The following is a 13,104-nucleotide window of genomic DNA, read 5'->3' as shown; positions in this document are numbered from 1 at the left end:
CGGTCCTCACCGATCCTGCGGCACCGGTTCGAGCAGCTGCGGTCGCGGTTCCGGCGCCGCCGCCCGCAGGGCGTCGGCGGAGATGTCGTCGGGCTGGGTCTGCGATTGGATCTCGGCCCGCACCCGCGCCTGATAGGTGGACACCTCGCGGTCGATATCGTCTGCGTCCCAACCGAGTACGGGCGCGACCAGATGCGCGACCTGTTCGGCGCAGTGCGCGCCGCGATCGGCGTACTCGATCGAGATGCGGGTGCGGCGGGCCAGGATGTCGTCGAGGTGCAGCGCGCCCTCGGCGGCGGCCGCGTACACCGCTTCGACCTGCAGGTAGGCAGGTGCGTCGGTGATCGGTTGCAGCAGTTCGGGTTTGCCGGTGGCCAGGGACAGCACCTCGTCGACCACCGAGCCGTAGCGGTCGAGCAGGTGTGTCATCCGGTACGGGTGCACGCCGTAGTGCTCGGCCAGCTGCACCGTCTGATTCACCAGGGCGAAGTAGCCGTCGGCGCCGAGCAGGGCGACCTTCTCGGTGATCGACGGCGACACCCGCGCCGGAATGTCCTGTGCCGCTTCGTCCATCGCGTCGGCGGCCATCACCCGGTAGGTGGTGTACTTGCCGCCCGCGATGCTCACCAGGCCGGGCGCGACGCGGGCCACGGCGTGTTCGCGCGACAGCTTGGAGGTCTCGTCGCTCTCCCCGGCGAGCAGCGGGCGCAATCCCGCGTAGACGCCGTCGATATCGGCCGGGGTGAGCGGGGTGACCAGGACTTCGTTCACCCGCCCGAGCAGGTAGTCGATGTCGGCCTTGGTGGCGGCCGGGTGCGCGAGGTCGAGGTTCCAGTCGGTGTCGGTGGTGCCGATGATCCAGTGCGCGCCCCACGGGATGACGAACAGCACCGAGCTGGTGGTGCGCAGGATGATCGCGGCATCGCTGACGATGCGGTCCCGCGGCACCACGATGTGCACGCCCTTGGACGCGCGCACATGGAACCGGCCGCGTTGACGCGACAGGCCCTGCACCTCGTCGGTCCACACGCCGGTCGCGTTGATCACCACATGCGCGCGCGCCTCGCCGGTGCGCCCGTCCTCGGTGTCGCGCATCTTCACGCCGACCACCCGATCGGCCTCCCGCAGGAACCCGACGACCTGGGTGGAGGTGCGGATGACCGCGCCGTAGTGGGCGGCGGTGCGGGCCACGGTCATGGTGTGGCGGGCATCGTCGACGACGGTGTCGTAATAGGTGACGCCGCCGATCATCGAGTCCCGGCGCAGCCCCGGAGCCAGCCGCATCGCGCCGTGCCTGGTCAGATGATGCTGTCCAGGAACAGATTTCGACCCGCCCATGGTGTCGTAGAGGGTCAGGCCCGCGGCCACGTACGGCCGCTCCCACACCCGGTGGGTCAGCGGATACAGGAAGCGCAACGGCTTCACCAGGTGCGGTGCCAGCGTCGACAGCGCCAGCTCGCGTTCCTTCAACGCCTCCCTGACCAGCCCGAACTCGAACTGTTCGAGGTAGCGCAGGCCACCGTGGAACATCTTCGACGACCGGCTCGAGGTACCGGATGCCAGATCGCGGGCCTCGACGAGCCCGACCGACATGCCACGGGTCGCCGCGTCGAGCGCGATGCCTGCGCCGACCACGCCACCGCCGACGACCAGGACGTCGAACCGATCCTTGCCGAGGCGTTCCCAGGCGGTGCGCCGCTGGTCCGGTCCGAGCTGACCTGGCCCGAGCCGGTCCCGTTGGCCGCCCGCGACCAGTTCCCCGGGGTGCAGGAACGGAAATTCCGGTGTCTGCGACATGCTCGACTCCTCGCCGCCGACCGCGGAACGGCCGGTCCCAGCCGACAGTGGGTCGACGCCGGTGCACGTTCCCGGCGCCGCTGCGTACAAGTTCAACGTAGTGCCACCTCGCCGCTCGTGCTGGATTCGGCGGGGCGTGCCTCCCGCCTTTCGGTAACCTGCACCAATGCGTCGCTATGTGGCCGCCATCGATCAGGGCACGACTTCGAGTCGCTGCATCGTCTTCGACCGGCAGGGCCGGATCGTCGGGACCGCACAGCGGGAACACCGGCAGATCTTCCCGAAACCGGGCTGGGTCGAGCACGACCCGGCGGAAGTGTGGCGCAATACCGAATGGGTGCTCGGCGCCGCGCTGGGCAACAGTGGCTGCTCGGCCGGTGATCTGGCCGCGATCGGCATCACCAACCAGCGCGAGACCACCGTCGTCTGGGATCGGGCCACCGGCGAGCCGGTGTACAACGCCATCGTCTGGCAGGACACCCGCACCGATCAGCTGTGCACCGAACTGGCGGGCGACCAGGGTCCGCAGCGCTATGCCGAGCGCACCGGACTGCCGCTGTCGACCTATTTCGCCGGGCCGAAGCTGCGCTGGATCCTCGACAATGTCGACGGCGTCCGCGCCCGCGCCGAGGCCGGAGACCTCTGTTTCGGCACCATGGACAGCTGGGTGCTGTGGAAGCTGACCGGCGAGCACCTCACCGACGTCACCAATGCCTCACGCACCATGCTGATGGATCTGCGCACGCTGCAATGGGATTCGCAGATCTGCGCCGAGTTCGGCATCCCGATGTCACTGCTCCCGCAGATCCGCAGCTCCTCGGAGGTCTACGCCGAGATCACCGCGGGGCCGTTCGCAGGCGCGCCGGTGGCGGGCATCCTCGGCGATCAGCAGGCCGCCACCTTCGGTCAGGCGTGCCTGTCCCCCGGCGAAGCCAAGAACACCTACGGCACCGGCAATTTCATGCTCCTCAACACCGGAACCACACCGGTGATCAGCAAGCACGGCCTACTCACCACCGCCTGCTACCAGCTCGGCGACCAACCGGCCGTGTACGCCCTGGAAGGGTCCATCGCCGTCACCGGTTCGCTGGTCCAGTGGCTGCGGGACAATCTCGGCATCATCGCCTCGGCCGAGGAGGTGGAACCGCTGGCCCGCAGCGTCGACGACAACGGCGGCGCCTACTTCGTCCCCGCCTTCTCCGGCCTGTTCGCCCCGCGCTGGCGCCCCGACGCCCGCGGCGTCATCGCCGGGCTCACCCGCTTCGTCACCAAGGCCCACTTGGCCAGGGCCGCACTGGAATCCACCGCGTTCCAGACCCGCGAGGTCGTCGACGCCATGCGCGCCGACGCCGCCGCCCAGCAGCTCGACCTGGAACTGACCACCCTCAAGGTCGACGGCGGCATGACCGGCAACGACCTGCTCATGCAGTTCCAATCCGACATCCTCGACGTGCCCGTCGTCCGCCCGGTAGTCCGCGAGACCACCGCCCTCGGCGCCGCCTACGCGGCGGGCCTGGCCGTCGGCTACTGGTCCGGCCTCGACGACCTCCGCGCCAACTGGACCGCCGACCACACCTGGTCCCCCACCATGCCGGACGACGAACGCATCCTGCGCTACAGCGAATGGAACAAGGCCGTCGAACGCACCTACGGGTGGGTCTGAGGGCTCAGAGGGCGCGAGCCAGCCTGGCCACGGCCTCGGCCAGGGTGGCCTCGTCGGACGTGGTGAAGCACAGGCGCATCGAGTTGCGGTAGGCGTCCGAGACGGCGAAGGCCGCGCCGGGGACGTAGGCGACACCGGCTTCGAGGGCCTTGGGCAGGAGGGCGGAGGTGTCGGTGCCGTCGGTGAAGTCGGCCCAGACGAACATGCCGCCCGCGGCGTCGGTGCAGCGGACGCGGTCGGCGAAGGTGGTGCGGACGGCGTCGACCAGGGCGTTGGCGCGGGTGCGGTAGGCCTGGCGGACCGAATCGACGTGGGCGGCAAGCCAATCGGTGTCGGTCAGCAGGTCGGTGGCGATCTGGTGGGTGAGGGCGGAGCCGCAGAGGTCGGCGCCCTGCTTGAGGAGTTCGACCGCGCGACAGACGCGGTCGGGGGCGACCAGCCAGCCGACGCGGAGGGCGGGCGCCAGGATCTTGGAGACGCTGGAGAGGCGGATCACCTGGGGTGAATAGGCGGCGACCGGGTCGGGCGCGGGCCGGTCGAACCAGAGCTCGCCGTACGGATCGTCCTCGATGACCCAGAAGCCGTGTGCCTCAGCGAGTTCCGCGAGACGGCGGCGGCGTTCGGGGGCGAGGGTGACGCCGCCGGGGTTGTGGAAATTGGAGACGGTGTGCACGACGGCCGGGCGCTCGCCCGCGGCCAGCAGGTCCTCCAGGACGTCGATGCGCATGCCGTCGGAGTCCAGCGGCACGGCGACAATGCGCGCACCCGCGGCCCGGAACACTTGCAGCGCACCGACATACGCCGGATCCTCCACGATCACCAGTGCGCCGGGATCGAGCAGGACCTCGGCGAGCAGTGACAGCGCCTGCTGGGAACCGTGGGTGATGAACACCTCGTCCACCGGCACCGTGCGGCCGATCCTGGCAGTCTCCCTGGCCGCGATCACGGCGCGCAGCGCGGGCAGGCCGGGCGACTCGGTGTACTGCAGGACCGCGGCATCGGCCAGCGCGGATTCGGCGGCGACGGCGATCCGCTCGCGCGGCATCAGCGCCGCGTCCGGCAGCCCGCCCGCCAGGCTGATGACGTCGGCGCGCGCGGTGAGTTTGAGCAGATCCCTGATCGCCGAGCTCTGCAAGCCCGCGAGCTTGCCGGCCAATGGAGTGGTCAGCGACATGGAAACCTCCGGGGTACACCAAGGGAAGCAATCATCCTACGATTGCATATCGCTCACCAGAATGTGAAACTGCACTCCCAAATAATGAGACGCTATCGAGTGGCGATGGAGCTGACCCGCCACTTTCCGTCGGTGTTCGTGGTCGTGATCACCTGCGGATAGGTGATCAAGTTGCCGTCGGGATGCCATTCGCGCAGTTCCACGTCGAACTGGCCCGGGCTGGTCTCGCGCATCTTCACGCAGTGTTTGGAGCCGACGGGGATCTGGGCATCGATCGCTCCCTGGATGGTCTCGGCCGGCGCAATGACCCCATCGGGCGCCGCGTACTCGCGCACCTTCGTACCGGAGCGGTCGACATAGAACGCGTATTGGAAGCCGAGGATCGCCTTGGCACCCGACGAGGTGTCGCCTGGACCGTTGCCGACTGTCACCGCCTGCTCCGACATCGGTGTGCAGCTGAAGCCAGGGATCGCGGCCGAGGTGGTCGGCGCCGCGGTGACGCCGGGGTCGTCCCCACCACCGCGCTTGACCAGCGCGATCGTGAGCACCAGCGCGACAACGAGCAGCACCGCGGCCACCGCGCCACCGATGATCCAGCGCAGCCGCTGGTCGGTTTCCTTCTTCTCGCTGACCGGTGCGACCGGGGTCTTCGGCGCGAGCCTGCGGGCGATCGGATCATCGGCCCAGGACAGCCCCTGTTCGGCGGGCGGCTTCGGCACCCCGCCGCTCTCGTCGGGACTGTTCCACCAGGCCCTGTCCTCGGCCTTGGCTTCCTCGGCGATCGGCGCGCGCGTGGTCTCGGGCGCGGGCTGGCGCACCATCTCCGGCGTGGACATGCGCACGGTCTCGGAGGCGGGCTCGGCGGGAGCTTCCGCGCGCGGTCCCGGCCGGCCGCGCCGGATCACCTCGGTGAGTTCGCGACCCGAGCTCACCGGCACCGAGTCACCGAAGGGCGAGCTGTCCCGGCGCTGCGGCGGCTCACCGGTGAATCGGACGGTCTGATCCTCCGACGGCGCGCTGACTCGCGGGTCGGGCGCACCGAACGGCGAGGCGTCGTTCCCGGGGCGCGGTGGGACACCCTGGGGCGGCGGCGTGACCACCGCATCGCCGAAGACCGAAGTCGGCGCGGACTGGTTGCGCGGCGGCTGAACCGGAGGTCGCGGCGGCATCGTGGGCGGACCGGGCGGCGGCGCGACAGGCGGTGTCCCGGCGACGGGCGCGCCGAACGGACCCGGCGCGGGCGCGGCAGGTGGACCCGACGCGGGCGGACCGGCCGGACGCCAGCCCATCTCCGGTAGCGAACCCGGCGGGGCAGGCGGCGGCGCCGCGGCGAGCGGCCCACCGAAACCGGCGGGCTCGTCGTCGACCGGCGGCCCGAAACCGCCTACGGGAGGACCGAATCCGGCCGCGGGTCGTTGATTCCCGCGCTCGTTGTCGTCACCGTCGGTGCCCAAGTCCAATCCTTTCCCCAGGACACACGTGTGGGGCGGTCGCACCCGACCGCCCCACACGACGTACTGCGTGTCAGTACTGGAGCGAGCCACCCCACTGGGTGGTGACACCTGCGACGTTCACCGTCTGAAGTAGCTCCCCCGGCACCGGAAGTGTAGCCTTCGCGGCGGCTTCCATCGCGGCAACGCCACCCGGCTGCGCCTTGATCCAGTTCTCGACCGCCGCCTTGGCCAGGTTGGCCTGGGTGGTGTCGAGGACGGTCACGGTGGTGTTGTCGGCACGGCCGTCGCCACCGTTGTAGGTGGTGACCTTGACCGAGTTCTCGCCGATGTACTCGACCGAGACGCCCGCGTCACCGTAGCCGGTCGGCGTGCGGTAGCCGACGGTGCCGACGTAGCCCGAGGCGTTGTTGTAGTGGTGGGTGTTCACGACACCGGGCAGCACGCCGCCGCCGTCGACGGAGAGACCGAGCTCCTGGTGCGGGCCTTCCATCTCGACGACCGGCGCGGCCGGAGCGTCCGAGAAGTGCGGCGCCTGCCAGGTCGGCGTCTGGACGAGCTTGTCGGAACCCTCGTCCTCGGCATCGGCGCCCGCGCCCTGGCCGGACGGCACGGTCGGCTGCGCCTGCGACGGCTGCGCGGGCTGGCCCTGCGACTGCTGACCGGGGGTTGCGGTGCCCGGCTGACCGGGGGTGGTCTCCTGCTCGGGCGTGGTGCCCGCGCGCTCCGGCGACACGGCAGGCTGCGCCTGGCTGCCCTGGCCGGTCTGACCCGGCACCGGCAGCGGTGCGACGCGCGGCGTGGTGACACCCGGCTGGCTCGGGGTCGGCTTGGCAGGCGTGGCCTGGCCCGGCTGACCCGGCGCGGGGCTGGTGACGCCCGGCTGGGCCGGCGTCGGCTTGGTCTCGCCCGGCTTCACATTCTCCGGGGTCTCCGGCTGCGTCTGCTCGGGGGTGCCGGTCTCCGGCACCTCGTTCGAAGGCTGCTCGGTGCCCGGCTGCGCAGGAGCCGGTGTGGCCGGCGTCGTCGGCTGGTCGCTGGGGACCGCGCCGGCGGGAGCCGCAAGAAGGGTTGCCACGGCGGCTGCAGCAGCCAGGGGCAACGACGTGCTTGCCATCGCTCGCTGCGCCCGACTCGGCTTACGATGCTTCACTTTTCGCTTATCCCTTTCCCGGAGGGAATCCCCCACTACTCCACCACACGATCACAATCTGATCGCGCCTCGGCCGTGAGTCAACCACATGAGCGCGGGACAGGCAACGCAGCAGTAAGATTCGCGCCGCCTGGGCAAACACCCGGGGAGATCACCGCCGGGGAACGGCGACGAACGTTGTCGAACAAGACAATTCGAAACCTGCCATGCCGGTGACCCGCCTCACATTCCGGCGGGCACGAGTCAGTCCAGGTCGTCGTGGCGCATCAGCAAACGACCGGCTTCGGTGACCGAACCGGTCAGCGACGGATACACCGAGAACGTCTGCGCCAGATCGGTGACGGTGAGGTTGTTCTGCACCGCCAGCGCGATCGGCAGGATCAGCTCCGAGGCGATCGGCGCGACGACGACACCACCGATCACCACACCCGTCGCCGGGCGGCAGAAGATCTTCACGAAGCCGCGCCGCAGCCCCGACATCTTGGCGCGCGGGTTGGTGTTCAACGGCAGCATCACCGTGCGCGCGGGCACCTCGCCGTTGTCGATGGCGGTCTGGCTGACGCCGACCGTCGCGATCTCCGGGCGGGTGAACACCGCCGAGGCCACCGTCTTCAACCGGATCGGGCTCACGCCCTCGCCCAGCGCGTGATACATCGCGATCCGGCCCTGCATGGCGGCCACCGAGGCCAGCGGCAGCAGGCCGGTGCAGTCACCCGCGGCGTAGATGCCGGGCACCGAGGTGCGCGAAACCCGGTCGACGCGAAGGTATCCGCCGCGATCGAGTTCGATGCCGACCCGGTCCAGGCCCAGGTTCTGGGTGTTCGGGGTGGAGCCGACGGTCATCAGCGCATGCGAGCCCGTCACGGTGCGCCCGTCGGACAGCTTCACCACGATGCCCTCGGCGGTGCGCTCGACCGCGTCGGCGCGGGCGTGCTTGACCAGTTCCACACCGCGCTCGGCGAGCGCCTCCTCCAGCACGAGCGCCGCGTCGGCGTCCTCGCCCGGCAGCACCCGGTCACGGCTGGAGACCAGCTTCACCCGCACGCCCATCTCCGTGTACGCCGAGACGAACTCGGCACCGGTGACACCGGAACCGACCACGACCAGGGTCTCCGGCAGTTCCGGCAGGTCGTAGAGCTGACGCCAGTTCAGGATGCGCTCGCCGTCGGGCTCGGCGCCGGGCAGCACGCGCGGGCTGGCGCCGGTCGCGATCAGCACGACCTCGGCCTCGAACTCCTCGGTGCTGCCGTCGGCCGACGTCGCGCGGACGCGGTGCGCCAATCCGGGGGCGGGACCGACCAATTCGCCCTGGCCCGACAGCAGCTGCACGCCCGCGGCCTGCAGCTTCGCCCGGATATCGGCGGACTGCGCCAGCGCGAGCGCTTTCACGCGTCCGTTCACCTCGGGCAGGTGAACCTTGGCCTGGTCGGCGTCGAGGGTGATGCCGAGGTCACGCGCGCGGCGCAGATCGGTGCGCAGACCGGTCGAGGCGATGAAGGTCTTGGACGGCACGCAATCCCACAGCACACACGCGCCACCGATGCCGTCGGCGTCCACCAGGGTCACCGACGCCCCGTGCTGGGCCGCTACCAGCGCCGCCTCGTATCCCGCCGGTCCGCCACCGATGATCGCAATCCGTGCCACAGCCACGCTCCCTGTATTCGCCTGATCGGCCGCGTCCCTTGTGAGGACCCGCCCGTACTGTCGCCCCATCATTTCAGGTGCGCAGTGACAGCCCCGGGTCGGATCGGTGAACAAGTTCGGCGTGTTCGGCCACGCCACGACTGTGACCGTCAGCCGATCTGGGTGGGAGACAGGAATTCCGCTGCGGTTATTGGCTACAGTTCGTCAGGTGCCGATCTATGCCGCTTACGGGTCCAACATGGACTCGACGCAGATGCTGGAACGCTGCCCGCATTCGCCCATGTCCGGGACCGGGTGGCTGGAAGGTTGGCGCCTGACCTTCGCCGGTGACGACATCGGCTGGGAAGGGCCGTTGGCCACCGTCGTCGAAGATCCGGGCTCCCGGGTATTCGTCGTCCTCTACGACGTCTCCCCCGAGGACGAGGAGCGCCTCGACCGCTGGGAAGGCTCCGACTTCGGCATCCACAAGAAGATCCGGATCCGCGTCACCGGCACCCAGGGCGAGTCCCGGCTGGCCTGGTTGTACGTGCTCGACGCCTACGAGGGCGGGCTCCCCTCGGCGCGCTACATCGGCGTCATCGCCGATGCCGCCGAAAAGGCGGGCGCCCCCGAGGATTACGTGCACGCCCTGCGCACCCGCAACAGCAAGAACGTGGGCCCGGGCGCTTGAAAGAAGTACATGGGTAACTCACCGGGTACGGAGTAACCCAACCGCCTCAGCTCCCGCCAGCCGCCGACGATTCGTCAGCGGCTGGCGAGTCCGGCCATGAGTCGCGGAGAGGCGGAACAGCTATGCCTGGAGAACGATGTTCGTGAGGGTTCGTACGCCGACTGCCAGTGCGCGTTCGTCGATGTCGAACGTCGGCTGGTGCAGGTCGAGCTGTTCGCCGGTGCCGGACCAGACGCCGAGGCGGCCCATCGCGCCAGGGGCTTCCTCCAGGTACCAGGAGAAGTCCTCGCCGCCGCCGGACTGCGGCGTGTCGGCCAGTGCGTCGGGGCCCATCGCCAGGACGGCGTTCTCGAACATCAGGGTCGAGGTCGGGTCGTTGACCACCGGCGGGACGCCGCGCTTGTAGTTGAGCTGGTAGCGCACGCCGGTCGGGGCCAGCAGGCCGTCGACTATCTCGCGGACCAGGGGTTCCAGCAGCAGCCAGGTGGCGTGGTCGCCGGTGCGGACGGTGCCGGTGAGCATGCCGGTCTGCGGGATGGCGTTGGGCGCCTTGCCCGCGCTCACCGCGCCCCACACCATCACGGTGCTGGTACGCGGATCGACCCGGCGGCTCAGCAGCCCGGGCAGCCCGGTGATCACGGTGCCGATCGCGTAGACCAGATCGCTGGTCAGATGCGGGCGCGAGGTGTGCCCGCCGGGCGAGTCGAGAACCAGCTCGATGGTATCGGCGGCCGAGGTGATCGCGCCGGTCCGCAGCCCGACCTTGCCGACCTCGAGCCGCGGATCGCAGTGCAGCGCGAAGATCCGGTCGACACCCTGCATCGCGCCCGCGGCGACGGCGTCGATCGCGCCGCCCGGCATCACTTCCTCGGCGGGCTGGAACACCAGCCGCACGCCGACCGGCAGCGTGTCCTGCGCCTCGGCGAGCGCGAGCGCGGTACCGATCAGCACCGTGGTGTGCGCGTCGTGGCCGCAGGCGTGCGAGACGCCCGGCACGGTCGAGGCGAAGCTCAGGCCGGTGAATTCCTGCATGGGCAGCGCGTCCATATCGGCGCGCAGGGCGATCCGCGGCTTGTCGGACGGCCCGAGGTCGCAGATCAAACCGGTGCCACCGGGCAGTACCTCCCAGGTCAGCCCGGCCTTGCTCAGCCAGCCCGTGACGAACTCGGTGGTGGCGAACTCCGCGCGCGACAGTTCGGGGTTTGCGTGGATGTGTCTGCGCCATTGCACGAGGTCGGCCGTGTGCTCGGCCAGCCACGCGTCGACGATTTCGGATCCTGACATGTCGATTCGTCCGGTGTCCGGCATGGTCGGACACGCCGCGTTCTCGCGCATCATCGAGTGGGCGCCCACGCCCACCGATAGCGCCTCTGCGCCTGCGCGCGCGGTGCCCGAATAGCCGGAAATGCTCACCGAATGTCCTCCTGTCGGTCGACCAGCCGTTGCAACAACCTGTCTCTGTGTACTTCATCGCGTGCTATTGCGACAGCGGTACGCGCCAGCGCCAGCGCGCCGTCGAGTACCGCCCGATCCGCCGAGGCGTTCACCGCGGCCGCGGCGAAGTCCGGCTGGTGGGTCACCGCGCCACCGGCATCGATGCCGATCACCGGGTGGATGCCGGGGATCACGTTGGTGACGTTGCCCATGTCGGTGCTCCCGAGTGGACGCAGCACCTCGAGCTCGGGCGCGATCGGCACCCTGCCCAATCCGGTGATCTGCGCGCGGTAGACAGCCGAAAGAACCGGATCGGGGGTGAGCTCGGTATAGGTGGGCGCGAGCGTCCGTATGTCGTGGGTGCAGCCGGTTGCCAGGGCGCCCGCCTCGAAACACGCTTTCGCTCGTCGCATCAGGTCGTCGAGTGACGCGGAATCGGCCGCGCGGAGGTAGTACAGCAACTCCGCCCGTCCGGGCACGATGTTGGGGGCTACGCCACCGTCAGCGACTATACCGTGCAGTTGCTGGCCAGGGCGTAAATGCTGGCGTAGCAAGCCAACGGCAACCTGGGTCAGGGTCACCGCGTCGCCGGCGTTGCGGCCGAGTTCGGGGGCGGCGCTGGCGTGGGCTTCCCGGCCGTGGAAGACGATGGACAGATCGGCCAGTGCCAGCGAGCGGGCGCCGACGATGTCGGCGGGGCCGGGGTGGACCATCATCGCCATCGCGAGGTCGTCGAAGGCGCCCGCGTCGAGCATGAGCACCTTGCCGCCGCCGCTCTCCTCCGCGGGCGTGCCGAGGACGACGACGGTCAGACCGAGCTGATCAGCGACTTCGGCGAGTCCGATGGCGGCGCCGACCGCGGACGCGGCGATGATGTTGTGCCCGCAGGCGTGCCCGATCTCGGGCAGCGCGTCATATTCGGCGCAGATGCCGACGGTCAGCGGGCCGCTGCCGTAGACGGCGCGAAACGCCGTCGGCAGGCCCGCGATGCCGGTGGTGACGTCGAAACCGCGCTCGGCCAGCGGGGCGAGGATCTTGGCGACGCTGCGCGTCTCGGCGAACGCGAGCTCCGGTTCGGCGTGGATCGCGTGCGAGAGGCCGATCAGCTCCGCCGAGGCCGCGCTGATGGCGGCATCGGAGGCGGTGGCCGAAAATTCGCCGGTGCGCGAGAGTGCCATACCCCCCAGTCTTGCATTACGGGGTGTCACGAGCGCACCGGCGAGCGGTCAGCTGCCGAAGGGGAGGTTCTCCGGGGTGACGGGGGTGGCCAGCGCGGCCAGGGTCTCGGCGTGCAGCGCGGTCTTGATGATCGGGGTGATCGGCTTGCGCAGGCTCGTCAGGGCGGCGGCGCGCCCGATGGCGGCGGGCAGCACCTCGTCGGCGTCGGCCTTGGCGTCGGCGATGCCTGCCGCGATCGCCTCGTCGGCGTTGAAGCGGTGGCCGGTGGTCATGGCCTGCACGCACACCTGGTTGCTGAGACGACCCTTCAGCAGGGCGTTCATGCCGATGGTGAAGGGCATGCCGAGGTGCACCTCGGGCAGCGACCAGAAGCCGCGGTCACCGCGCATCACCCGGAAGTCGTGGGACGAGGCCAGCATCGCGCCCGCGCCGAACGCGTGGCCGTTGACGGCGGCGACCGTCGGCATCGGGAAGGTCAGCAGCCGGGTGTACAGGGTGTGCACGCGGTCCAGGTAACCGTGGATCTTGTCGAGGTTGCCGAACAGCCAGTCGGTGTCGAGGCCGTTGCTGTAGAACTTGCCGGTCGCGACGGTGACCAGCGCGGCAGCGCCCTCCGAGCCCTCGACCTTGTCGAGTGCGGCGTGGAAGGCATCGATCCAGTCCGGCGAGAAACGGTTCTCGTTGTCGGTCTCACCCTCGTTCCCGAGGTAGAGGACGAACACATCACCGGAGCGCTCCAAATACGGCATGCGGGGAAGAATAATCCGCAGTTCGGAGCTACCTACTCGCGGGTACACACACCACACCGCGCCGTCGCTTCCAGCACTCCCGACCCCGCACGCCCCGACCTCGAGGAGGGGCAGGCCGCGAAGCGGCCGTCGGCCGCCGTCCCGCCGGTCAGGCGCCGTTGCGTAGGCGACGAAGGAGCAAGCAACGGTG

10 protein-coding genes are annotated in these 13,104 nt (G+C 69.9%); 2 read left to right on the top strand and 8 right to left on the bottom strand.

Going from position 1 to position 13,104, the window contains the following annotated elements; genetic code table 11:
• Nucleotides 1-6 precede the first annotated feature (6 nt).
• Entirely contained in the window at nucleotides 7-1,797 is a 1,791-nt protein-coding gene (gene glpD, locus ACFVAV_RS32425; protein ID WP_379039402.1) for a glycerol-3-phosphate dehydrogenase, read from the bottom strand.
• 166 nt (nucleotides 1,798-1,963) lie between these two features.
• Between glpD and glpK the strand changes: the two genes are divergently transcribed.
• On the top strand, nucleotides 1,964-3,460 hold the full coding sequence (glpK, locus tag ACFVAV_RS32420; RefSeq protein ID WP_379039401.1) for a glycerol kinase GlpK: 1,497 nt from the start codon (nucleotides 1,964-1,966) through the stop codon (nucleotides 3,458-3,460).
• 4 nt (nucleotides 3,461-3,464) lie between these two features.
• On the opposite strand, the gene ACFVAV_RS32415 is transcribed toward glpK, so the two are convergent.
• The 4 genes from ACFVAV_RS32415 to ACFVAV_RS32400 all read right to left on the bottom strand — a co-directional run bounded on the left by ACFVAV_RS32415 (nucleotide 3,465) and on the right by ACFVAV_RS32400 (nucleotide 8,882).
• On the bottom strand, nucleotides 3,465-4,634 hold the full coding sequence (locus ACFVAV_RS32415; RefSeq protein ID WP_379039400.1) for a PLP-dependent aminotransferase family protein: 1,170 nt from the start codon (nucleotides 4,632-4,634) through the stop codon (nucleotides 3,465-3,467).
• A 92-nt stretch (nucleotides 4,635-4,726) separates the two neighbouring features.
• Nucleotides 4,727-6,088, bottom strand: a complete 1,362-nt coding sequence (locus ACFVAV_RS32410) for a hypothetical protein (protein ID WP_379039399.1) — start codon at nucleotides 6,086-6,088, stop codon at nucleotides 4,727-4,729.
• Between the two features lie 70 nt (nucleotides 6,089-6,158).
• Nucleotides 6,159-7,163 carry a hypothetical protein gene (locus ACFVAV_RS32405; RefSeq protein ID WP_379039398.1) on the bottom strand — a complete coding sequence of 335 codons (1,005 nt, stop codon included), beginning with the start codon at nucleotides 7,161-7,163 and terminating at the stop codon, nucleotides 6,159-6,161.
• A gap of 318 nt (nucleotides 7,164-7,481) precedes the next feature.
• The gene (locus ACFVAV_RS32400; protein ID WP_379039397.1) at nucleotides 7,482-8,882 is read right to left on the bottom strand and encodes an NAD(P)H-quinone dehydrogenase; all 1,401 of its coding nucleotides are present in this window, start codon (nucleotides 8,880-8,882) and stop codon (nucleotides 7,482-7,484) included.
• A 208-nt stretch (nucleotides 8,883-9,090) separates the two neighbouring features.
• Here ACFVAV_RS32400 and ACFVAV_RS32395 point away from each other — a divergent pair, with 208 nt between their 5' ends.
• Nucleotides 9,091-9,552, top strand: coding sequence for a gamma-glutamylcyclotransferase (locus ACFVAV_RS32395; RefSeq protein ID WP_218717701.1), 462 nt, complete (start codon nucleotides 9,091-9,093; stop codon nucleotides 9,550-9,552).
• 120 nt (nucleotides 9,553-9,672) lie between these two features.
• On the opposite strand, the gene ACFVAV_RS32390 is transcribed toward ACFVAV_RS32395, so the two are convergent.
• The 3 genes from ACFVAV_RS32390 to ACFVAV_RS32380 form a co-directional block, all read right to left on the bottom strand.
• Nucleotides 9,673-10,836 (bottom strand): M20 family metallopeptidase, encoded by a 1,164-nt coding sequence (locus ACFVAV_RS32390; protein ID WP_379039444.1) that lies wholly within the window; start codon nucleotides 10,834-10,836, stop codon nucleotides 9,673-9,675.
• 125 nt (nucleotides 10,837-10,961) lie between these two features.
• Nucleotides 10,962-12,164: a M20 family metallopeptidase gene (locus tag ACFVAV_RS32385; RefSeq protein WP_379039396.1), complete on the bottom strand. Its 1,203-nt coding sequence runs from the start codon at nucleotides 12,162-12,164 to the stop codon at nucleotides 10,962-10,964.
• Nucleotides 12,165-12,212: 48 nt separating this feature from the next.
• Entirely contained in the window at nucleotides 12,213-12,914 is a 702-nt protein-coding gene (locus tag ACFVAV_RS32380) for an enoyl-CoA hydratase-related protein (protein WP_379039395.1), read from the bottom strand.
• Between the last annotated feature and the right edge of the window lie 190 nt (nucleotides 12,915-13,104).

It is taken from the genome of Nocardia sp. NPDC057663, from assembly GCF_042799895.1.
In the GTDB taxonomy this organism is placed as follows: domain Bacteria; phylum Actinomycetota; class Actinomycetes; order Mycobacteriales; family Mycobacteriaceae; genus Nocardia.
Note: the sequence above shows the minus strand (reverse complement) of the source record. Positions and strands in the feature narration are given on the sequence as shown.